Source organism: Candidatus Methylopumilus universalis (assembly GCF_006365315.1).
GTDB lineage: Bacteria > Pseudomonadota > Gammaproteobacteria > Burkholderiales > Methylophilaceae > Methylopumilus > Methylopumilus universalis.
Genome location: NZ_CP040968.1, coordinates 958087 through 980192, shown reverse-complemented (window position 1 = coordinate 980192; position 22106 = coordinate 958087). Strand labels below are relative to the sequence as shown.

Genomic DNA, 22106 nt, shown 5'->3' with positions numbered 1-22106 from the left:
ATATTTAGATAAGTATTATTTTCTTTATTTTAATTAAGCAATCATTAAAGGCTTGATCAAGCAGTTCTGGTTTTGATCCGCCAGCCATTGCAAGATCAGGCTTACCGCCACCTTTACCACCAATTGCAATGGCTAGCTCACTTGCAATTTCGCCTGCTTTTATTTTGTTCACAAGATCCTGAGTCACGCCAACTGCAAGGGTTACTTTGCCCTCATCAACGCCACTTAAAATTATAACTGCACTTTTGAGTTCTGATTTAAGTTTATCAATGGTCTCTCTTAATGCTTGTGCATCGGAAGCGCCTAGTTTTTCCATCACAACTTTAACTTCACCTACAGAGATAGCTTTTTTAGATAAGTTACCGCTTTCAGAAGAAGCAATTTTTGATTTGAGTTGTTGAATACTTTTTTCTTGCTCTTTCATCAGATCTTGGATTTGATCAATTTTGCCGAGAAGTTCGGAGGAGGGGACTTTTAGATCGTGTGCTAAACGATCAATGATTGAAACATATTCATTCATATAATGAATCACATTAAATCCTGTAGTCGCTTCAATGCGTCGAATGCCAGAGGAAATACCTGTCTCAGAGATAATTTTGAAAGCACCAATATCCCCAGTTCTTTTTACATGGGTGCCGCCGCAAAGTTCTTTACTTGATCCAATACTAAGCACCCTGACTTCGTCAGCATACTTTTCACCAAAAAGCATCATGGCACCACTTTTTTTAGCATCATCGAGATGCATGGTTTTGGCTTCCGTATCTGTATTGTTTAGTATTTCTTGGTTCACAAACATCTCAACAGATTTAATTTCATCAGAAGTTAAAGCCTTGGGGTGTAAAAAGTCAAAACGTGTTTTCGATTCATCAACAAGCGAACCTTTTTGTTCTACATGTGAGCCCAATGTGTTCTTAAGCCCTTTATGCAACAAATGAGTCGCTGAGTGATTTCGCATAATATTTTTTCTTGAATCATTCTCAACGGATGCTATGACTTCATCAGAAACTTTTAAGCTGTTTGTTTCAACTAGACCATAATGCACAAAAATTTTGGCTTTAATTTTTAGTGTGCCTTCAACTTTAAAAGAGCTACTCGAGGTTTTAATAAAACCTTTATCGCCAACTTGGCCACCGGATTCTGCATAGAAGGGTGTGGTATCAAGTATGACAATGCCAGATTCACCTTTAAGAAGCTCTGTCTTAGATTCATCATCTTTAAATAAAGCCAATACTTTTGCCTTGCACTCTATCGCTTCGTAACCAGTAAATTTTGTAGCGTCACCGTTATAGTCAACATCTATCTTCATTTTGAATTTATTAGAAGATCGAGCCAAAGACTTTTGGGCTTCCATCGCTTGATCAAAACCTTTTTGATCGATGGAGATATTTTTCTCTCGACAAATGTCGGCGGTTAGATCGAGAGGGAATCCAAAAGTATCGTGAAGCTTAAAAGCAATTTGACCATCAAAAGTTTTTTGATTTTTTTTAACAAGCGTTTGAATAGATTCTTCTAATATATTCATGCCATTTTCAATCGTTTCAAAGAATCGTTCTTCTTCTTGCTTGAGAGACAACGAAATATTTTTTTTATTTTTTTCGATATCAGGATATGCTTTACCTAACATGCGGACCACATCATCAACTAATTTATGAAAGAAAGGCTGTCTGCAACCTAGTTTGTAGCCGTGTCTTATAGCTCTACGGATAATTCTTCTTAGAACGTAGCCACGACCCTCGTTACCGGGAATCACACCATCTGAAATTAAAAATGTGCAAGCGCGAATATGGTCTGATAATACTTTTAATGAGGGGTGATGGATGTCTGAAGTTTTTGTAATAGTTGCAGCTGATTGAATCAACGGCACAAATAAATCGGTTTCATAGTTTGCATGAACGCCCTGAAGGACTGCGCATATTCTCTCTAAGCCCATACCTGTATCGACTGAAGGTTTTGGTAATGCATGCATGACACCTTTTTCATCACGGTTATATTGCATAAAAACAATATTCCAAATTTCAATGAATCGATCGCCGTCTTCATCCTTAGATCCAGGCGGACCACCTGGGATATGGCTTCCGTGGTCATAAAAAATTTCAGTACATGGACCACATGGGCCCGTATCACCCATCATCCAAAAATTATCTGATGCATACTTAGCGCCCTTGTTATCACCAATACGAATGATTTTGTCTGGATGAATGCCGATTGATTTAGCCCAGATATCGTATGCTTCATCATCTTCACTATAGACAGTTACAAGGAGTTTCTCTTTGGGGATTTTATAAATTTCCGTGAGAAGTTCCCAGGCATATTGGATCGCATCTTTTTTGAAGTAATCACCAAAGCTGAAATTGCCGAGCATTTCAAAAAAAGTATGATGCCTCGCGGTATAGCCTACATTTTCTAAGTCGTTATGTTTGCCGCCCGCTCTGACACACTTTTGGTTTGAAGTCGCTCTGGCATATGTACGTTTATCAAATCCTAAGAACACGTCTTTGAATTGATTCATACCTGCGTTTGTAAATAATAAAGTAGGATCTTCTCCAGGTACTAATGAGCTTGAAGCTACAATTTGATGTTGTTTGTTCTTGAAAAAATCTAAGAAAGTATTTCTAATTTCTTCGCTAGAAATAAATGGATGATTTGATGCAGTTGACATACGCTAGCTATTCTTCCTTGGCATTCAATATTTTTTTTATAAGCGAAACATCAAACCCGCGACTTTGTAAAAAGCGAGCCTGTTTTGACCATTCTTCTTTAGAAGATGGGAGGAGTTTAAATTTCTTTTGCCACACTTGTTTTGCATATAATAATTCTTGGTTTTTAAGAGGGCCTATGAACTGTTCTATCAGTGCCTGCTCTATTCCTTTTTCTTCAAGTTCTCGAATGATCTTATATCGTCCGAATTTATTTTTTTTTGCATGAATAAATTGTTCACAATACCGCTCATTAGACAGCCATCCATCTGACACTAGAGATGATATAAAAAGATCTAGTGCGTCTTCATCAAATTCGAGCGTATGAGCGTACTCACTTAATTTCAATTTCAATTCGAGATGTGAATACTCTCTTTTTGCTAGGTAATACAGCGCTCTTTTTTTAAGTAAAACTAATGGATTGTTTTTTGTGTTACTCAGTTTCGTCTGTTTCCTGCGGCGCAGTCATCGCCTCGTTGAGGGCTGATGAGTTTGCCCTAATCTTATCTTCAATTTCTTGAGCAATTTTTGGATTTTCTTTTAAAAATTCTCTTGCGTTGTCTTTGCCTTGGCCAATTTTCTCACCGTTATAGCTATACCATGACCCTGCTTTTTCAATGAAATTTAATTGGGCACCAATTTCAATAATTTCACCTTCTCTTGAAATGCCTTCACCATAAAGCACATCAAATTCAGCCTGTTTAAATGGAGGCGCCACCTTATTTTTAACCACTTTAACTCTTGTTTCAGCGCCCACGACTTCATCGCCTTTTTTGATTGCACCAATACGACGAATATCAAGCCTCACAGATGCGTAGAATTTCAAAGCATTACCGCCCGTCGTCGTTTCTGGGTTGCCAAACATTACACCAATCTTCATACGAATTTGGTTAATGAATATGACAAGCGTATTTGTTTTTTTAATGTTGCCGGTTAATTTTCTTAAGGCTTGTGACATAAGACGCGCTTGAAGACCCATATGAGAGTCGCCCATTTCACCTTCAATTTCGGCACGTGGTGTTAATGCTGCTACAGAGTCAATGACGACAATATCCACGGAACCGCTGCGGACAAGCATGTCTGCAATTTCAAGGGCTTGTTCGCCTGTGTCTGGTTGGGATATGAGTAAGTCCGGAACCACGACACCTAATTTGGCAGCATATTGAGGATCAAGTGCATGTTCAGCATCAATAAAGGCAGCCACACCACCAAGCTTTTGCATTTGTGCAATGACGGAGAGTGTTAAAGACGTCTTTCCTGAGGATTCTGGGCCGTATATTTCAACTACACGTCCTCGAGGAAGGCCACCTATGCCGAGCGCAATATCAAGACCTAAGGAACCTGTTGAAACGGATTGAATGTCCTGGATAACATCGGAATCATCCATCCTCATGACGGAGCCTTTTCCGAATTGTTTTTCGATCTGCGCTAATGCGGCAGCGAGTGCCTTACTTTTATTGTCATCCATCTAAATTTGCCTTTAATTAAAATGTTTTTATCACTAATAATTATTTCATACTTGGGGGTTTAAAGTAAGCGCTAAGACCTGATTTAGGGCAAATAGACAAGAAGATTCACGTATATTTTCCCTTGATCCAGGGAAGACTTTTGAAGCATTAAAAATAATCTTATTTTGATGGGCGATAGCAAAGAAAACAGTACCGACAGGCTTCTCAATAGACCCTCCTGAAGGACCTGCAATGCCTGTAATTGATAAAGCTATTTGAGCATGGCTCTCGTTAAGAGCGCCTAATGCCATTTCGGAAGCAACTTCTTTACTGACTGCACCAAATTTTAAAAGCGTATCTTGACTGACTTTAAGTAATTCAATTTTTGATTCATTACTATATGTAACGAATCCTCGGTCAAACCAGACAGAGCTACCAGGAATATTTGTGAGGTGCTGACAAACTAACCCCCCGGTGCATGACTCAGCAAGCGCTATCCGAAATTTTTTTTTCGTGAGCGCATTGCCAAGCTCAAGGCAGATATCTTGAATCATTGTTTGCGTCATTGAATTGAGAAATAAATAAGTAGTGCAAAAAATGCAGCAACATAATCGTCAAGCATGATACCAAATCCGCCCCCCACATGCTTATCTAGATAATTGATTGGAAAAGGCTTCCAAATATCAAAGATTCTAAAGAGCACAAATAACTCAAAAATTTTGAAAGCATTTAAAAGGGGTTGCGCAATGATTAACATTAAAAAGAAAGCGGAGATTTCATCCCACACAATAGCGCTTGGATCTTTAACTTTAAGTGCAAGTGCTGTTTGATTACAAATAAAGACGCCTAAAATTGTAAACACGAAAGCCATCATCATCTGTATGGAAAAGCTATACGACGATGCCCATAAATAAATAGGAATTCCTACAAGCGTCCCCAGCGTGCCCGGCGCTCTTTTTGAAAGTCCCGCACCAAAACCTAGAGCTAAAAAATATGACGGATGCTTTATTAGAAATTTAAGATTAGGCAAAATGATCAAATCCTTTTTTATTGAATGATATAGATTTGGCTTTTTGATCCATGATTTTTAGTGTTTTGTTCTGAGTGATAACACCAATGACGCTAATAGCTGTACTCGTTTTTTTTGCAATTTTTTCTATAGAGAGCCTATGCTTTTTCGATGCTGTAAATAGTAATTCATAATCATCACCACCATTTAATGCAAATTGATATTTTTTTGATGAATGAATAAATTGATCACATGGAATTTCATTAAGTAAAAGACTAGCGCCAACAGTTGAAGCTTTTAAGATATGGCTTAAGTCTTGAATGAGGCCATCAGAAATATCAATACAGCTATTCGCATAGCGAGATAAATGGGAGCCAATTAAAACTTTAGGTGAAGGCGTTTCAAGCGCTTTTATACATTTCACTTTTAAAGAAGGAGCAAGCTTTAACTTCCCCTGGAGACTAGCCAAGCCCATGGAGGCCATCCCTAATTGGCCGGTCACCCATATATCGTCATTTATTTTTGCACCAGACCTTAATAGACTTTTATTTTTTTTAACTTCGCCCATGATCGTGATTGAAATTGTAAGAGGACCTTTTGTAGTATCACCACCAATAAGATCAATACCAAATTGATCAGCGCATTTAAAAAAGCCTTTTGAGAATTCTTGCAGCCAGCCATGATTTATTTTTGGAAGCGAAATCGATAAAGTCACCCATTTAGGCATAGCGCCCATCGCTGCAATATCAGATAAATTAACTGCAAGAGATTTCCAGCCTAAGTGAGCTGGATTTGTATTTTTTAGAAAGTGAACATTTTCTACAAGCATGTCCGAAGAAATAACTATTTCACGATTTTTTTTTATATGAATAATTGCTGCATCATCACCCACACCCAGCAATGTTTGTTTCATTTTTTTCTTAAAGTATTGATCAATAATTTCGAACTCTGAGGACATAATTATTTAGTTTTAGGCCTAAAAGCCTTCACGATATCTTGATGTGTTTCAATAAAAGAGCCATTTAAAAGATCAATACAATAAGGCACGGACGCAAAAATGCCATGCACCATCACTTCTCCTTGGTCATTTTTCAATCCCTCAAGTGTTTGCGCAATAGATTTAGGTTGGCCAGGCAAATTAATAATAAGGGTATTTTTACGCACAACTGCAACCTGCCTCGATAGAATGGCAGTGGGGACGAAATGTAAGCTGATTTGACGCATTTGCTCACCAAAGCCAGGCATCTCACGATCCGCAATTGCTAAGGTGGCCTCAGGCGTGACGTCTCTTAGAGCAGGGCCTGTTCCGCCTGTCGTAAGAATAAGATCGCACAAATCGATATCTACAAAATGAATCAAAGAAGATTCAATGATTGGTCTTTCATCAGGGATAATTTTTTCTATTGTTTCGAAGCGTGAAATGAGGGCTTTTTGAAGCCAAGCCTTCAGATGAGGAATGCCTTGATCCTCATATTCGCCTTTTGAAGCTCGATCGCTAATTGAAATGAGTCCAATTTTAGTGAACTTATTTTTCATGATGGGTCATAATTAGTGAAAGTTCGATCATAACATTATCGCTTTAAGGGAATTCTATGCAATTTAAACTTATTTTTGTCATCCTCAATTTATTAAGCACTCTGGCATTTGCTGAAGAGACCAATCTATTTCAAGTAAATTATCTTACGCAAAGTAATGACAGTCTTCATTCGCTGCAAAAAAAGCCTGATACAAAAATTTATGCTGGCATGAATAAAGAAAAAGATAATATTAGAATGTTAGAAGATGGCTATGACCTTATGGGAACCTCTGCATTTCAGGGACCTTTTACGGAACCTAACCAAGCGCTTAAACATGCCCAATCGATCGAAGCAGATGTGGTTTTAGTCTACGACCGTAAAATTAATGAAATGACCCGAACAGAGCGCTTAAGACAGATTCATGCTGAAATGAAAAAAAGCAGCAAGAGTGAAAAAAATAGTGTGATTGAGGTGAGTGAAGCGGACTTACAAGATAAAAATAGTAAGTTTGACTTTTATGCAACCTATTGGGCCAAGCTACCTCAGCCAATTTTAGGATTACATGTCATTAAGTTAATTAAGAAAAACTCAGACACCAAAGAGAAGAAGGAAGAGGCGGGCTTGAAAGTCATTGCAGTGATTAAAGATTCACCCGCTTTTAAATCAGGCATTCAAAAAGGTGATGTGATACTTGTATTAAATGATGTTAGTACTGAGTCGCCTGAAGAGTTCGCTAAATCAGTATTCAAACAGCAAGGCAATAAAGTGAAAATTAAATATGCAAGAGATAATGAGGAAAAGGTTGTAGTTACTGAACTTAACCGCAGATAATTTTATTTCTCTATAATTTTTTTTATAAGCTTAAATAATTCTCGACTATATTTAGGCGCTTTATCTTTAGTCTTTTCTTCAGCTGCTTCTTTGATTGTGTTTAATAAAATTAATTTTTCTTCCGTAGGAAACTTAATTAAGAAATCATTAACACTTCCAGGATCTTCAACTAATTTTTTCCGCCACAATTCTATATTGTGAAAATGTTGTTTTTCTTTAATTTCTTGCTGATCCCAAAAAGTCATAATCGTATTTAATTCAGTAGCATCAAAATTTCTCATGAGCTTGCCAATATATTGACTCTGACGCCTTTTGGCGCCATTACTCGTAATTTTTTGCATGGCTATAATTGCTTCGAATAAATCGGGGGGTAAATTCAAAGCCTTTAATTTGGATACTGATAAATCACATAATTTCAATCCAAGTGATTGAAGTTTTTCAGCTTCAAGTTTAAGCTGCGTCCTGCTGACGGTATTATTTTCGAAATCTTTATCTTTTGCCATATGAATGTAAGTGACTTAATAGAGTGACTATTTCTAAGTTATGATAACAGGGTTTACTTTCCTACCTATAGAGACATGAAAAAAAATCAATTTGATTTAGAACAATTAAAAAAAATTGCTGACCACACATTGCATTATGCAAAGAGTATAGGTGCTACCGCATCTGAAGTTGAGCTAAGTTATGGTACAGGTAAAAATGTTTCTGTACGTTTAGGTGAGCTTGAAACTCTTGAAATCAATAGAGATAAAGGATTTTCTGTCACCCTTTATAATGGCCAGCGGAAGGGCAGTTCAAGCTCATCTGATCTATCCATGCAAAGTATTGAAGATACCGTAGAGGCTGCTTTTAATATTGCGCGCTATACAGCGCCCGATCCTTTTTTTGACTTAGCTGATAAAAATCTGATGGCGACAAACATGCAAGATCTTGATTTGTATAATGCGTGGGACATCTCTATTGACCATATGATTGACCTTGCGAAAACATGTGAGGCTTCAGCGCTTGGTGTAAGTCAAAAAATTACAAATTCCGAAGGGGCTAGCATTTCATCTTCCGAGGGTATTTTTATTTACGCTAATAGTCATGGTTTTATGGGAGGCTATCCCACATCGAGACATTCGGTTGGCTGCTCTGTGATTGCAGAAGAAAAGTCGATGATGCAAAGAGATTATTGGTACTCGTCAGCAAGACATGTTGAAGATTTAGAGTCAGTTGAATCGGTAGGAAAATTAGCAGGCACACGAACGCTCTCTCGACTAGGCGCTAAAAAAATTCAGACATGCCATGCGCCAGTTATTTTTGAAGCGCCGATAGCAACCGGACTTATCTCATCTCTTATCTCAGCCATCTCTGGCGGTAATTTATATCGCCAATCTTCATTTCTTCTAAACTCGCTCGGCGAAAAAGTAGCAAGCGATCAATTAACGATTGAAGAAGACCCTTTCTTTTTGCGGGGAGACGCAAGTTCTATGTTTGATGATGAAGGGGTAGCGACAAATTCAAGACTATTAGTTGACCGAGGTACTATCAATGGATACCTTCTATCTTCTTACTCCGCCAGAAAGCTTGGCATGCAATCAACAGGTAATGCCGGTGGTGCGCATAATCTCATTGTGAAGACGGGCAATCAAAACCTAAAAGATCTTATTAAACAAATGCATAAAGGTCTGTTTGTAACAGAGCTACTGGGTCACGGCATCAATATGGTCACAGGTGATTACTCTAGAGGTGCTGCAGGGTTCTGGGTTGAAGACGGGGTGATTGCTTATCCCGTTGAAGAAATTACGATTGCAGGCAATATGAAAGATATGTTGAAACAGATTTTAGCTATTGGAAATGATGTTTACAGAAACGGATCGAAACATACGGGTTCGATCTTACTAGAAGAAATGAGTATTGCTTCTAGTTGATGAAAGCTAATTAATTGCCAAGAGGCAGTGTGTAAGGTCTGACACCTTTTGGATCTTCTACGCCATCTTTCACTAAGTTTTCTCTATTTTGCAAATAACTATCACGCATATAAGCATAGGGATCGAAAGATTTGTCACGAATGTCGATATCATCCATTAGGTCTGCACGTTTATCGATCACCGCGACTGCAATTGTAGCCCATCGAGTTGTGTCATCATTGATATAACCAATTGCATCGAAGAAGAATGCATCAGTCGCAAATCCAATACCATCTCTGGTGCTTGACGGACCGAGAAGAGGAAGTACTAAATACGCCCCACTATCAATACCATAGTAACCAAGTGTTTGGCCAAAATCTTCTTTTGAACGAGCACCACCTGCTTTTGAATGCACATCAAATATACCAAGGACACCCACGGTTGTATTTAAAGCAACTCGACCCGTTGTATTAGCAGCTTGCTTGAATTTGAATTGGAATAATTCGTTTACGAGTGTTACGACGTCGCGAATATTTTTAAAGAAGTTATTCACACCCGTTTGGATAGGGGTAGGTGTAATTGCTTGGTAGCCCTGAGCCACAGGTTTTAACGCTACTTTATCAACGACATCATTAAATTTGTAAACTGTACGATTAAGACCTTCGAGAGGATCTTTGTTTTGTTGTGAAGCACAACCAAACATGACGAAAGTGACTAAGATTGCTACGAGGAATTTGCTGATGTGTTTTGTCATGTCAAAAGGATTCATTAATCTTAGGCAAATTATCTATTAATGTTGTTTTTTTGTCTATAACTTATTGAAAATTAAAGCCTAGAGGCCTTTGGTGTTGCATAAAAACAACAACCTAGTTTTTGACCGATTTATAGAGGGCCAGCGCTTTAATTCTTTGTGAGGCATGGTCAATGATGGGCTTTGGGTAGCTTATTTTATGAGCGTTTTGACTGAGCCATGGAGCGTGAATCTCATCATCACTGCAATGATCAAGCTCAGGGATATATTTTTTAATAAATTTACCTTGAGGATCGAATCTTAAGGACTGCGTATTTGGGTTAAAAATCCTAAACCATGGTTGAGCATCACAACCTGTAGAGGCTGCCCATTGCCAACCGCCGTTATTAGCGCTTAAGTCAAAATCAATAAGCTTCTCTGCAAAATACGCTTCACCCCATCGCCAATCGACAAGAAGATCTTTGACTAAAAAAGAAGCGGCAATCATTCTAAGGCGATTATGCATAAAGCCCGTTTGGTTAAGTTGTCTCATCGCAGCGTCAACAATCGGAAATCCAGTTTGGCCTTCTGTCCATGCTTTGAAATAGTCAGGGTTATTTTCAAAAGCGATCGATTCATAGTCTTTTTTGAAAGCTCTACCGAGCGCTACGTCTGGACGATGAAATAGAATTTGAAAATAAAATTCACGCCAAATCAATTCATTAAGCCATGCTTCAGCGCCTTCACTAAAGGATTCTTGGGTTAGCCGAACAAGCTGTCTTATGGAGAGCGTCCCAAATCGTAAGTGGACAGAAAGGTATGAGACACCTTTAATCGCTGGGAAATCGCGCGTTTTTTTGTAGAGCGCTATTCTCTCTTTAAAATCCTCAGCGAGTAATTTTCCTCCAGTCATGCCAGTATAAATTTTTATTTGATGAAGATTGGTTTTTTTAAATCCCATGTCCTCGAGGCTCAATAGAGGATCAGATTTAAATTGAGCAAGATTTTCGATAAACGGCTCAATATCGAAGCGAGGTATCGTAGTTTGAGTAAGTTTTTTTAAATAATTATTTTTGTAAGGCGTAAAAACAGTATAGGGCTTATCTAGCGCAGTCAGAATCTCATCTTGTTCAAAAATCACCTGATCTTTAAAGCCATAAAATACGACATTTTTTTTAATCGCAATATTTTTTATTTCTTCATCTCGTTTGATAGCTTGCGGCTCATAATCTCTGTTGGCATAAATTGCTTCGATCTTAAATTCATCAATGACACGAGAAATTGCATCAGAAGCCAAGCTATGCATCACAATTAAATCAGATTTTTTTTGAATAAGACTTTCTTTAAGCTCTTTAATACTTTCCCAAATAAATTCAACGCGCCTATCTTCTTTATTTTTTAAGGCGTCTAAAATTTCTTTATCAAAAATAAAAATACAAAAAACTTGTTTAGACTCTTGAAGCGCATGAGAAAGAGCAGCATGATCATAATCACGCAAATCTCTTCTAAACCAAACTAGTGAATTGTTATATTTTTTATTCACGATGATAAGGATGATTTTCTAAAATTGAGTGGGCTCGATATAGCTGCTCTGCCACTAAGACTCTTACAAGAGCGTGGGGGAACGTTGATTTGGATAGGCTCCATGTAAGATTGGCTTTCTGAAGAACGTCTTCATGTATACCATCAGCACCCCCAATCACAAAGGCAATATGTTTGAAATGTTCTGACCAATGATTTAATTTTTGAGCTAGTTCTTGCGATGTGAACTGAACTCCCTTTTCATCAAGCACAATTAAAAACTCTTTATCGAGATGAGATAAAATTTTTTCAGCCTCACTCATTTTTTTTTGCTCTATGGAGTCAAATTTTTTTTCTGGTTTAATTTCTACGAGCTGAGGAGAAAAATCGTGATTGAGCTTTGAAATGTATCCATCAAAAACTTCGTTAATCCAGCCTGGCATTTTATTGCCAATTGAGATGATTTTAATTTTCAATGAAGCGAATTAATTTTTTTTGGAGATTTTTTTGGAGGCTCTATCCATAACTGCTCAAGATTATAATAGGCGCGCGTGGTAGGGAGCATGATATGAACAATGACATCATCCGCATCCACTAGAACCCATTCACCTTCTTTTTCACCCTCAACCCCATTAACATGAATATTAAGCGACTTCATTTTTTCGCAAACATTGTGAGCGAGAGCTTTTGTTTGTCTCGTTGAGTTGGCACTTGCAACCACCATAAAACTTGTAACCGTTGTAATTTTTCTTACATCAATAACTTCAATATCGAACGCTTTAATATCCTCAAGCGCCTCAACTACCGCTTTTTTAATATCATTCAAGGTCATTGATGATTAAGCAGCCTGAATCTGAATAAAATCTTTTTTTGCAATAATCTGGTTTTTTTCGTTAACGTAAATAAGCGCTGGTTTATATTTTTCTAGCTCTAGCTCAGAGTAATTTGCATAGGTTGCAATAATAATAAGATCACCAGGGTTAGCTTTGTGCGCTGCTGCTCCATTAATCGAAATAACACCTGAATTTTTTTGTGCCTTAATAGCGTATGTTGTAAAACGTTCGCCGTTCGTAATATTGTAGATAGCAATTTGCTCATATTCTCTAATTTGAGCTGCCTCAAGCAATGTTTCGTCAATCGCACATGAGCCTTCATATTCAAGTTCGGAATGCGTAACTTGAACACGATGAAGTTTAGATTTGAGCATGATTCTTTGCATATATTTGGGCTACAAAACCAGGTATAAAGGATGTCCTATTATAGCCAGTTCAATCCTGGATGCAAAATTCAATATTATCAATGAGGCGAACAGACCCTAGGGTGGCGGCTCCTAAAATAACTATCTGATTTTCATCATGAACTGGATTTTCAAGTGATTGAGCTGAGCGAATCGATAGATAATCGACTGACCATCCAGAAGTATTTAATACGCTCAATGCGTGCGCTTCAATTTCTTTAAATGAAGAAGTTTTTTGTATCACCTTTTCCTTCATAGTATTCAATTGCTCAAATAATTGAGGGGCTTTTTTTCTATCCTCTTTGAAAAGTAAATTATTTCTTGAGCTTTTTGCTAGGCCGTCATGATCTCGAACTGTATCGATTCCAACAATTTCAATAGGATAGTTAAGCTGTTTTACCAATGCTTTAATCAAAAAAAGTTGTTGAAAATCCTTTTTTCCAAAAAAAGCTATGTCGGGCTGAATAAGGTTAAATAATTTACAGACAATAGTGGCGACGCCATTAAAATGCCCTGGTCTAAATTTTCCACACAAATCGTTTGCAATGCCAGGGAGCTTAATTTCAATTGTTTCTAATGAATCAAGAATATCTTCTTCGAATGGAGCAAATACGAAAGGTATGTCCAATTCTTTAAGTATAGATAAGTCTTCTTTTAATGTCCGCGGATAATTTTTAAAGTCTTCTTTTGAGTTAAATTGAAGTGGATTAATAAAAATGCTCACGACAATATTTCTTGAAACTTTTGACGCTTCTTGAATAAGTTTAATGTGTCCTTCATGGAGATTCCCCATGGTAGGTACAAAAGCAATATGTGTTAATCCCTTTAATGTTTGAATTAATTGGTTTTGAGTATGAATGACATCCATACTTTAAGAATGATTTTTCATGAACTGTAAAAGAAGGTTTTTGACGTCGCTATTTTTACTTGGTGTGGATGTTTTGTTTAAATAAAGATCATGAGATGTATTCGAATTTATTAATAAATCATACAAAATAAAAACCTCGCCATCGCATGATGAGCCCGAATGAAATCCAATCGTCGGAATAGATATTTCTTGCGTAATTCTCTTGGCAACATTCTCAGGGACAGAAGATAGCACCAACATATCTGCCCCAGATTTCTCAAGCGCTTTTGCATCCTCAACAATAGTTTCTAGAGTTTTTTCTAATGAAGTTTGAATTTCATTGCTATCCATATCTTTAATGCTTTGTGGCATATATCCTATATGACCACATACTTTAATATTTTTTGTTTTTAAGTGGCTAACGATAGATGCCAATGATGCACCACCCTCGAGCTTAACCATATGTGCCCCTGCTTCAATAAGCGCTATGGCACTTTTGTATGCAAGGTCATTGGTCTCATAAGTATGGATAGGTAGATCACTGATAATTAGTGTAGATTTAGCACCGTGCGCGACCGCTCTCGTGTGATAAATCATATCGTTTAAAGAAACATCATGCGTATTCACATCGCCCTTAATAAACATACCCAGAGAATCTCCCACTAAAATAGCATCAACTTCTATTGACTCTAAGAGCCTTGCAAAAGATGCATCGTAGCAAGTGAGAATAGTAATTTTTTTACCATTTTTTACTGTAGATTTAAGAGGTATTGAGTTCATAGAAGCTGAGGATTAAAAAACTCACGATTACTTTTGATGTTCATGATTCGTTCAACCAAGAGATCAATTGCATTTTTATCTTTGAGAATATTTAAATTTTCATTGTTAAGAATTAAAACAGGTGAGTGATCATAACTATGAAAAAATTGGCTATATGATTCAGCAATCGCTTCTAAATATTCAGTTGAAATATCCATCTCAAAATCAATGCTTCTATCTTTAATTCTTTTTTCTAGAGTTTCTATCGATGTTTGAATATAAATAATGAGATCTGGTTTTGGAGCTTTTAATTGCAAGTGGGAAAAGATTTGATGGTAAAGATTAAACTCTTCTTGATCTAAATTAATTTTTGCAAAGATAGGATCTTTTTCAAGAAAAAAGTCAGCAATCGTTGATTCTTTAAACATATCTATCTGTGAAATTTTTTGGATCTGATCCGCTCTTTGAAAAAGAAAAAATAACTGAGTTGATAAAGCATAGCGCTTCATGTCTTCATAAAACTTTGGCAAAAAAGGATTTTTTTCGGCTTTTTCGCTTAAAAAATTGACTGAAAATCGGTCAGCTAAAATTTTTGCTAGCGTTGATTTTCCTGAGCCAATAGGCCCTTCAACTACGATATAAGGAAATCTATCAAAAATATTCATAGAGTTATGCGTTTAGTATTTTCTGGGTCTAATCCTTTGGCTATTTTAGCGATATCTCCGAAAGGGGGAATAGAAATATTTTCATTAATTTCTTGTAAGGGGAAAATAACAAAGGCCCGCTCATGCATTCTTGGATGCGGTATCGTAAGTTTAGGCTCAACCAGCCTCATGTCCCCATAAAGAAGAATATCTAAATCAAGCGTTCTAGGCGCGTTAGGGAATGGACGCTCTCTTTTGTGTGAGATTTCTATCATTTGTAGTTCCGTTAAGAGCTGATGAGGGCTGAGATCAGTTTCAATTGATACTACAGCATTTATAAAGTCGGGTTGGTCTTTATAACCTAGAGGCGAACTGCTATAGCAACTTGATTTTTTTATAAGTCTGCTTTTGGGCATGTTTCCAATTTCATTGAATGCAGAGGTAACTTGATTTAGTGGATTTGCAAGATTACTTCCTATTGCAATGTAAGCTAAGGTGCCCATCTTTGATTATTTGCGGGTAAGTTGTTTAACCATTAATGATTTTTCATGGTGATCAGCATCGATAAAACTTGTCCACCATATGCCGATACTCTGATCAAGCTGATTAGATTGACATCGCAATAGCATAAAGTCATAAGCAGCCCTGAATCTTGGATGAAGCAATAATCGGTATATTTTTTTTGGAGATTGATTTTCAAATCGTGGCTGCAATCGCCATATTTCTTTCATAGTAATTGTGAAGCGTTTATGAATAGGGAAAAGTTTAATTTGTTTTTCGATCACTTCATCAATCGCTTGGTTAAGGCCCGCTATAGAATGTTTAAGCTCGACTTTGTATTGGTCCCACAATAAATGAACTTGATGCCACAATAAAAATGAAAATAAGAAACTCGGGTTACATGACTTGTCTTGGTTAATTCTTAAGTCAGTATTTTTAAGGCCATTCGAAATGAAAAAATTAATTTCTTCTGATTTAAATGTTGGTGATAAGAAAAACTGTGAGTAGATACTTTCATCTTGCATTACTTTATAGCTGTTTAATGCGTGACCTGTTAAGAAAAATTTAATAACTTCATCAAACAGCCTTGAATGAGGAATGTCATGAAGTAGAGGGATAATTTTTTTTATAGGACTTCTTGAAGGGTTATGAAGAGTCATATTGAGTTTTGCACATACACGGAATGCTCTTAATATACGAATAGGGTCTTCTTGATAGCGTTTTTCTGGATCGCCAATCATCCGAATAATCCCATGTTTAAGATCTTCTAGTCCTTCATGAAAATCAACAAGCTTATGATTCGTTGGACTATAAAACATTGCATTAATAGTGAAGTCGCGTCGCATCGCATCTTCTTCTATGGTTCCGTAATGATTATCATCCCTAATCATAGAACCATCAGGCTGAGGAATTTCTTTTTGCTGGGAGCGGTATGTAGAGACTTCAATGACTTCTCGTCCGTATATCACATGAACTAATTTGAAACGTCGTCCGATCATCCTAGAGCGCCTAAATAAATGATGTATTTGATCGGGCGTAGCGTTTGTAACTACGTCAAAGTCCTTTGGCTTAATCCCAAAAAGAAGATCTCTGACTGCTCCTCCTACAAGGTAAGCTTCAAAACCGTTATCTTCTAGAACTTCTATGGTTTTGATTGCATGAACGCTGATAAGACTGATATCAATTTTTTTGAAATCGATTTCAAAGTTAGATTTTTTAGTTTTTTTAAATTTTTTAAAAAAGGCTTTAAGTATAGGAGGGGTCGATGACATTAATGAAGATCTGTATTAACTAATATCTTTTTTCCAAAAAACGTCTTTAACTTTTTTATGTTTATTGATAACTCTCGCAAGCACAAATAAAAGATCTGAGAGCCTATTAATAAACTGAAGAGAGTAAGCGTTAATCGGATCTTTTGCGTTGAGTTTAAATATAGCTTGTTCGGATCTTCTGCAAATTGTTCTGGCCATATGACAAAATGCTGCAGCTCTTGAGCCTCCCGGAAGAATAAATTCTTTCAAGGGAGGTAAATCTTTATTGTATGAGGTGATAATTTCTTCTAATTCAAGAACATCATTTTTTAGGATAATTTTGTGTCCTGGCATTGATATTTCGCCACCTAAGTTAAATAGGTGATGCTGTACAACAGTTAAAATTTTATTGATTTTTGGCGGGAGACTTTCTGTAAGCATAAGCCCAATCATTGAATTAAGCTCGTCTATCGCACCTAAGGCTACGATACGATCGCTAAATTTACTAGTCTTTGATCCATCGCCGAGGCCTGTGGATCCTTTGTCTCCACCCCTGGTGAATATTTTTGATAAACGGTAACCCATGATTTTCCTTTTCAATCTATTGTACATTAAGCTTGCTATCATCTATATTTAGATTTGAATAAAACTTTAGATTAAACCCATGTCTCCATCTCAAAATAATGCTATTGGTGTGATTGATTCCGGAGTAGGGGGCATTTCAGTTCTTAAGTGTATAAGAGCGCATTTGCTTCATGAGAATCTCATTTATGTTGCAGATTCTAAGTTTGCACCTTATGGTGAAAAATCAAACGAAGAAATTACGCGTCGCGTCTTAACTGCTTTTGATTTTTTAAATAAACAAGACGTTAAGTGCATTGTCGTAGCTTGTAATACAGCTACAGCTGCCTCAATTCAGATACTTAGAGAACGCTTTCATTTTCCGATTATAGGTATGGAGCCAGCAGTTAAGCCCGCCTCACTGATGTCAAAAAATAAAATAGTTGGCATATTGGCAACATCAGGCACTTTATTAAGTGCAAAATTTTCAGCACTTCTCGAACACCATAGTAATGATATTCATTTTATTACGCAGCCATGTTTTGGCTTGGTTGAACTTATTGAGCAAGGTGATTTAGGTAGTCCAGCGCTTATTGCACTTTTAAAAAAGTATATCGACCCTCTTTTAAAAGAAAAAATTGATACCCTAGTGCTGGGGTGTACGCATTATTCTTTTTTAAAGCCCGTAATTCAAACATTAATACAGGATCATATTAAGATTGTAGACACAGGCGAAGCAGTAGCAAGTTATTTAAAACATGTATTAATAGAAAAGGATTTACTAAATCAAAATAGCGCCTCAGGGACAACTCATTTCTGGACAAATAGCTTAGATCAAAATGCGGATAAGGTTATAGCGGAACTTTGGGGGCAAGGCCCGGAAAGCTTTAATTACAGAGGTCTTTGGGTTTAATTTATTTTAGCTTATAAGTTGTACCGCAATAGGGGCAGGACACCATGCCCGTTTGCGTGATATCTAAAAACACCCTTGGATGAGATGAGAATAAATTTTCTTTTTGCGTAGGACAAAACAATGGAAGACTTTTTTTATCTACGCTTATCACTTTATTATTCATGTGCTAAACGTGAGTAAGCCAATCTGCATATTTTTTTGATTTTCCTGTAACAGCATCAAAATAAATACTTTGTAATTCTTTAGTTATTTCTCCGCGATGGCCTTTGCCAATCATTCTTCTGTCTAGTTCTTTAATAGGCGTAACTTCCGCAGCTGTTCCTGTAAAGAAAGCTTCATCAGCAGTATAGACTTCATCTCGTGTGATTCTTTTTTCAATCACTGGTATTTTTAAATCATTTGCAATTTGAATGATCGTATCGCGGGTAATACCCTCTAATGCACTCGTAAGATCAGGCGTCATCAGTTTGTTATGTTTGACGATAAATATATTTTCACCTGAACCCTCAGTAACCAAACCATTTACATCAAGCAATAATGCTTCGTCATAGCCGTCTTGACATGCTTCTTGATGCGCGAGAATTGAATTCATATAGTTACCATTTGCTTTTGCTTTACACATGGTGATGTTGACGTGATGTCTTGAAAAAGACGATGTTTTTACGCGAATGCCATTTTCAAGGGCTTCTTTGCCCATATAAGCGCCCCATTCCCATGCTGCAACGATGACATGTGTCGATAAAGTTTTTGCAGAAATTCCCATGGCTTCAGCGCCATAAAATGCCATAGGCCTAATGTAAGCCGATTCTAATTTATTTTCTTTAACGGCTTTTTTGTGAGCATCCATAATGACATTTTTGTCATAAGGCATTTTCATTCCAAGAATATGCGCAGAATTAAAGAATCGATCCGTATGTTCTTTGAGTCTAAAAATGGCAGTGCCTTCATTGGTTTTATAGGCCCTTACTCCCTCAAACACACCCATACCATAGTGAAGAGTGTGAGTAAGCACATGAGTTTTAGCCTCACGCCAAGGCGTCATTTTGTTATCAAACCAAATGTGTCCGTCACGGTCTTCCATTGAACTTGGGATTGCCATAGTTTTCCTTAAAATTGGTGAATCTTCGTTAGGTTTTTTTGATGCTTAATTATCATTTATTAACATGATAAAATGAATCGCTTTTATTGAGAAACATATTATGAAAAAAATTGTACTTTTATTTTTAATCCTCATTTGTCTTGTCTCTTGTCAAAACTCTAATCAACAGACTTTTGTGGGTACAGATATAAGCTCTGTTCGTATGGACACGGCTTTTAGTTTAAAAGACTTTAATGGGCGCATAAGAACTTTAGAAGACTTTAAAGGTAAAGTCGTAGTGCTTTTCTTTGGTTTTACGCATTGTCCTGATATATGCCCTACAACTTTGACTGATCTTAAAAAAACAATGGTTCTCCTCAAGGATAATGCCTCAGCAGTGCAAGTTATTTTTATTACCTTAGATCCAGCGCGCGATACCGAGGATGTTTTGAAGAAATTTATTCCAACCTTTAATAGTTCTTTCCTAGGACTTACTGGAACAGAGAGTGATATCGATAAAGTTGCAAATCAATTAAAGATTTTTAATAAAAAAGTGAATGACGGAAGTAAAGCCGGCTACACGATTGATCATAGTGCAGGTTTGTATGTTATTGATAAGAAGGGGAGCATTAAGCTTCATATAAGTAACGGACAAAAACCTGAAGACTTAGCGAGCGACCTCGCAAAGCTTATTTAGCCAATAAGATACAAGTCGCTTGAGAGCGTTTTGAGTTCTTTTTCTGATGAGCGATATTCAGGAAGTACTTTTTCTACTTCTTCCCAAAAACGATTTGAATGGTTCATTTCTTTTAGGTGAGCTAATTCATGACAGATCACATAATTGATAATATGTGGGGGCGCTTGGATTAGCCTCCAATTAAGTCTAATTTCTCTTTTAGAGTTACAGCTTCCCCATCTAGATTTTGCATTTGAGAGGTAAACGCTAGAAGGATGAACATTAAGTTTAACGCTAAATACTTCTACTCTTCGAACAAAATCTTTCAATGCTTTTTCTTTTAACCATTTGGATACGAGCTTAGCGGAATGCACTTGATCATTCACACGATTTGTATCGACATGAAGTATGTCTTTATCTTGCAGAACCGAGTTTGTTTTGCTCGCCTTAAGACTGAGAATAACTTTATTACCCAAAATGTGAATTAATTCACCTGTTTTCCAATTGATTTTCTTTTTCTTGTTTAATTGAAGGGAGAGCTTCTCTTGAATCCAATCAAGTTTTGGCGCAATAAGTTCTTCAATGCGAGATCTAGGAATAAGAATAGGCGCATGAATAACAAGGCCATCGTGATCTACTTTCAAACCAATAGTTCTTCGATTTCTTCTTTTTAGAAGGTATTTAATTTTTTTACCGCTAGGTAAAAATAACTCAAGATTGGTAGGTTTTAAATTAATCATTTAAATGTAAAACCTCTTTTTCAATCCAATTTTCGGTAAGCCTAATAATTTCATCAGGTTCTTTATTGTTTACATCTATAGCTTCGCCGATACTGACTTGAATAGTTCCTGGTTTTTTAAGAATTGAATTTTTTGGCCAAAATAAACCTGCATTATGAGCAACAGGAATGACTTGCGTATTTGTTTTTGAAGCAACCCAAGCGCCACCAATGTGATATTTACCTTTTTGTCCTGGAAGGGTCCGCGTGCCCTCAGGAAACATGACAATCCAAAAACCTTTTTTAAGTCGATCGAGACCTTGCGTAAGAATTTGTTCTAGAGATTTACGTCCTGCTTTGCGATTAATGGCGATGGGGGATGTCATGGCTAGGCCCCATCCGAAAAACGGAACCCATAATAATTCTTTTTTAAGTACCCAAACTTGCGGAGGAAATATTTTTTGAAAAGCAAGCGTTTCCCATGCTGATTGATGTTTTGAAAGTACAATCGATGCAGTTGAACCTATGTTTTGCTCCCCTTTGACAACAAAATTTAGATTACAGGAAATTCGAAGCCAATATAGCATTGTTTTTGCCCAAATTGAAATAAATTTATACCTTGTAATGGCTGGAAACGGAAATGTAAGAAGGGATGCCAAAGTAAATGGAATAGTAAAAATCCACATACCAATTAAAAAAATAATAGATCTTAAATAAAGCATTATTTTTAAGTTAAGCGTACTCCGTAATAATTTTTTGTGCCGCTTCTGCGAGATTTTCACAAACCCAAGTATTTTTAGGTAGCCCACCTTTGGCGAGCGTCTCTTCTCCTTTGCCTGTCTTAACGAGTATAGGCTGAGCCCCTGCTGCATCAAAAGCTTGAAGATCTCTTAAGGAATCTCCTATGGCTGGAACATTTTTTAAATTGATCGAAAAACGATGGGCAATCTCTTTTAACATACCTGGTTTTGGTTTGCGGCATTCACAATTTTCTTCTGCTCTGTGGGGACAAAAGAAAATAGCGTCGATATGTCCACCTTGTTGGGAGAGTAATTTAAACATTTTTTCATGAATGAGATTAAGTGTTGATACATCAAAAAGACCCCGGCTAATGCCTGATTGATTGGTAGCTATTGCGACTTTGAAGCCAGACTGATTCAAAAGTGCAATTGACTCTAGACTGTCTTGGATGGGGATCCATTCATTAGGCGTTTTAATAAAATTTACGCTATCTTCATTGATTACGCCATCTCTATCTAGAATGACTAATTTCATAAT

General features: G+C 36.9%; 28 protein-coding genes. 4 read left to right on the top strand and 24 right to left on the bottom strand.

Annotated features, from left to right (window positions below; translation table 11 throughout):
- Positions 1 to 4: 4 nt before the first annotated feature.
- From alaS to mog, 7 genes are all read right to left on the bottom strand, one after another.
- Complete coding sequence (gene alaS, locus FIT79_RS05160; RefSeq protein WP_139875861.1) at positions 5 to 2659, bottom strand: alanine--tRNA ligase; 2655 nt, start codon at positions 2657 to 2659, stop codon at positions 5 to 7.
- 7 nt (positions 2660 to 2666) lie between these two features.
- The gene (locus FIT79_RS05155; protein ID WP_223258071.1) at positions 2667 to 3050 is read right to left on the bottom strand and encodes a regulatory protein RecX; all 384 of its coding nucleotides are present in this window, start codon (positions 3048 to 3050) and stop codon (positions 2667 to 2669) included.
- Positions 3051 to 3129: 79 nt separating this feature from the next.
- Positions 3130 to 4164 (bottom strand): recombinase RecA, encoded by a 1035-nt coding sequence (recA, locus tag FIT79_RS05150; RefSeq protein ID WP_028818204.1) that lies wholly within the window; start codon positions 4162 to 4164, stop codon positions 3130 to 3132.
- Positions 4165 to 4209: 45 nt separating this feature from the next.
- Positions 4210 to 4710 carry a CinA family protein gene (locus FIT79_RS05145; protein WP_139875860.1) on the bottom strand — a complete coding sequence of 167 codons (501 nt, stop codon included), beginning with the start codon at positions 4708 to 4710 and terminating at the stop codon, positions 4210 to 4212.
- A complete protein-coding gene (locus FIT79_RS05140) occupies positions 4707 to 5174 on the bottom strand; it encodes a phosphatidylglycerophosphatase A family protein (RefSeq protein WP_223259625.1) in 468 nt (155 codons plus the stop codon). The genes FIT79_RS05145 and FIT79_RS05140 overlap by 4 nt, the downstream gene beginning before the upstream one ends.
- Complete coding sequence (gene thiL / locus FIT79_RS05135; protein WP_139875858.1) at positions 5167 to 6111, bottom strand: thiamine-phosphate kinase; 945 nt, start codon at positions 6109 to 6111, stop codon at positions 5167 to 5169. Before thiL ends, FIT79_RS05140 begins: the two co-directional genes overlap by 8 nt.
- A gap of 2 nt (positions 6112 to 6113) precedes the next feature.
- Positions 6114 to 6689 (bottom strand): molybdopterin adenylyltransferase, encoded by a 576-nt coding sequence (gene mog / locus FIT79_RS05130; protein ID WP_139875857.1) that lies wholly within the window; start codon positions 6687 to 6689, stop codon positions 6114 to 6116.
- Positions 6690 to 6745: 56 nt separating this feature from the next.
- Here mog and FIT79_RS05125 point away from each other — a divergent pair, with 56 nt between their 5' ends.
- Positions 6746 to 7501: a PDZ domain-containing protein gene (locus tag FIT79_RS05125; protein ID WP_139875856.1), complete on the top strand. Its 756-nt coding sequence runs from the start codon at positions 6746 to 6748 to the stop codon at positions 7499 to 7501.
- A gap of 2 nt (positions 7502 to 7503) precedes the next feature.
- Here the strand turns inward: FIT79_RS05125 and yjgA are convergent, their stop codons facing one another.
- Positions 7504 to 8004, bottom strand: a complete 501-nt coding sequence (gene yjgA, locus FIT79_RS05120; RefSeq protein WP_139875855.1) for a ribosome biogenesis factor YjgA — start codon at positions 8002 to 8004, stop codon at positions 7504 to 7506.
- Positions 8005 to 8079: 75 nt separating this feature from the next.
- Here yjgA and pmbA point away from each other — a divergent pair, with 75 nt between their 5' ends.
- On the top strand, positions 8080 to 9414 hold the full coding sequence (pmbA, locus tag FIT79_RS05115) for a metalloprotease PmbA (RefSeq protein WP_139875854.1): 1335 nt from the start codon (positions 8080 to 8082) through the stop codon (positions 9412 to 9414).
- 10 nt (positions 9415 to 9424) lie between these two features.
- Here pmbA and FIT79_RS05110 read toward each other — a convergent pair whose 3' ends face one another.
- The 11 genes from FIT79_RS05110 to FIT79_RS05060 all read right to left on the bottom strand — a co-directional run bounded on the left by FIT79_RS05110 (position 9425) and on the right by FIT79_RS05060 (position 17467).
- Positions 9425 to 10147, bottom strand: a complete 723-nt coding sequence (locus tag FIT79_RS05110) for an MlaA family lipoprotein (RefSeq protein ID WP_139875853.1) — start codon at positions 10145 to 10147, stop codon at positions 9425 to 9427.
- Between the two features lie 112 nt (positions 10148 to 10259).
- Positions 10260 to 11666: a cryptochrome/photolyase family protein gene (locus FIT79_RS05105; RefSeq protein WP_189644851.1), complete on the bottom strand. Its 1407-nt coding sequence runs from the start codon at positions 11664 to 11666 to the stop codon at positions 10260 to 10262.
- Positions 11659 to 12120, bottom strand: coding sequence for a 23S rRNA (pseudouridine(1915)-N(3))-methyltransferase RlmH (rlmH, locus tag FIT79_RS05100; RefSeq protein WP_139875851.1), 462 nt, complete (start codon positions 12118 to 12120; stop codon positions 11659 to 11661). The genes FIT79_RS05105 and rlmH overlap by 8 nt, the downstream gene beginning before the upstream one ends.
- A complete protein-coding gene (gene rsfS, locus FIT79_RS05095) occupies positions 12117 to 12476 on the bottom strand; it encodes a ribosome silencing factor (protein ID WP_139875850.1) in 360 nt (119 codons plus the stop codon). Before rsfS ends, rlmH begins: the two co-directional genes overlap by 4 nt.
- 6 nt (positions 12477 to 12482) lie before the next feature.
- Entirely contained in the window at positions 12483 to 12863 is a 381-nt protein-coding gene (gene panD, locus FIT79_RS05090) for an aspartate 1-decarboxylase (protein WP_139875849.1), read from the bottom strand.
- Positions 12864 to 12912: 49 nt separating this feature from the next.
- Positions 12913 to 13749, bottom strand: coding sequence for a pantoate--beta-alanine ligase (gene panC / locus FIT79_RS05085; RefSeq protein WP_139875848.1), 837 nt, complete (start codon positions 13747 to 13749; stop codon positions 12913 to 12915).
- A 3-nt stretch (positions 13750 to 13752) separates the two neighbouring features.
- The gene (panB, locus tag FIT79_RS05080; RefSeq protein WP_139875847.1) at positions 13753 to 14508 is read right to left on the bottom strand and encodes a 3-methyl-2-oxobutanoate hydroxymethyltransferase; all 756 of its coding nucleotides are present in this window, start codon (positions 14506 to 14508) and stop codon (positions 13753 to 13755) included.
- Positions 14505 to 15152, bottom strand: a complete 648-nt coding sequence (locus FIT79_RS05075) for a deoxynucleoside kinase (RefSeq protein ID WP_028818216.1) — start codon at positions 15150 to 15152, stop codon at positions 14505 to 14507. Before FIT79_RS05075 ends, panB begins: the two co-directional genes overlap by 4 nt.
- Positions 15149 to 15634 carry a 2-amino-4-hydroxy-6-hydroxymethyldihydropteridine diphosphokinase gene (gene folK / locus FIT79_RS05070; RefSeq protein ID WP_139870569.1) on the bottom strand — a complete coding sequence of 162 codons (486 nt, stop codon included), beginning with the start codon at positions 15632 to 15634 and terminating at the stop codon, positions 15149 to 15151. Before folK ends, FIT79_RS05075 begins: the two co-directional genes overlap by 4 nt.
- 6 nt (positions 15635 to 15640) lie before the next feature.
- Positions 15641 to 16903, bottom strand: coding sequence for a polynucleotide adenylyltransferase PcnB (gene pcnB, locus FIT79_RS05065; RefSeq protein ID WP_139875846.1), 1263 nt, complete (start codon positions 16901 to 16903; stop codon positions 15641 to 15643).
- A 15-nt stretch (positions 16904 to 16918) separates the two neighbouring features.
- Entirely contained in the window at positions 16919 to 17467 is a 549-nt protein-coding gene (locus FIT79_RS05060) for a cob(I)yrinic acid a,c-diamide adenosyltransferase (RefSeq protein ID WP_028818218.1), read from the bottom strand.
- 79 nt (positions 17468 to 17546) lie between these two features.
- On the opposite strand from FIT79_RS05060, the gene murI reads away from it, so the two are divergent.
- A complete protein-coding gene (gene murI, locus FIT79_RS05055) occupies positions 17547 to 18356 on the top strand; it encodes a glutamate racemase (protein ID WP_139875845.1) in 810 nt (269 codons plus the stop codon).
- 1 nt (position 18357) lies between these two features.
- Here the strand turns inward: murI and FIT79_RS05050 are convergent, their stop codons facing one another.
- Together FIT79_RS05050 and FIT79_RS05045 are read right to left on the bottom strand one after the other, a co-directional pair.
- Positions 18358 to 18519 (bottom strand): zinc-finger domain-containing protein, encoded by a 162-nt coding sequence (locus FIT79_RS05050; RefSeq protein WP_139868214.1) that lies wholly within the window; start codon positions 18517 to 18519, stop codon positions 18358 to 18360.
- Between the two features lie 3 nt (positions 18520 to 18522).
- Positions 18523 to 19455 (bottom strand): branched-chain amino acid transaminase, encoded by a 933-nt coding sequence (locus FIT79_RS05045; protein WP_223255700.1) that lies wholly within the window; start codon positions 19453 to 19455, stop codon positions 18523 to 18525.
- A gap of 100 nt (positions 19456 to 19555) precedes the next feature.
- Here FIT79_RS05045 and FIT79_RS05035 point away from each other — a divergent pair, with 100 nt between their 5' ends.
- Positions 19556 to 20131, top strand: a complete 576-nt coding sequence (locus tag FIT79_RS05035) for an SCO family protein (protein WP_139875844.1) — start codon at positions 19556 to 19558, stop codon at positions 20129 to 20131.
- Here the strand turns inward: FIT79_RS05035 and FIT79_RS05030 are convergent.
- The 3 genes from FIT79_RS05030 to gmhB are packed head-to-tail and all read right to left on the bottom strand — an operon-like array spanning position 20128 to position 22103.
- On the bottom strand, positions 20128 to 20850 hold the full coding sequence (locus FIT79_RS05030; protein ID WP_028818221.1) for a M48 family metallopeptidase: 723 nt from the start codon (positions 20848 to 20850) through the stop codon (positions 20128 to 20130). The genes FIT79_RS05035 and FIT79_RS05030 overlap by 4 nt on opposite strands.
- Positions 20843 to 21550: a lysophospholipid acyltransferase family protein gene (locus FIT79_RS05025; protein ID WP_028818222.1), complete on the bottom strand. Its 708-nt coding sequence runs from the start codon at positions 21548 to 21550 to the stop codon at positions 20843 to 20845. Before FIT79_RS05025 ends, FIT79_RS05030 begins: the two co-directional genes overlap by 8 nt.
- 10 nt (positions 21551 to 21560) lie before the next feature.
- Positions 21561 to 22103, bottom strand: a complete 543-nt coding sequence (gene gmhB / locus FIT79_RS05020; RefSeq protein WP_139868206.1) for a D-glycero-beta-D-manno-heptose 1,7-bisphosphate 7-phosphatase — start codon at positions 22101 to 22103, stop codon at positions 21561 to 21563.
- Positions 22104 to 22106 lie beyond the last annotated feature (3 nt).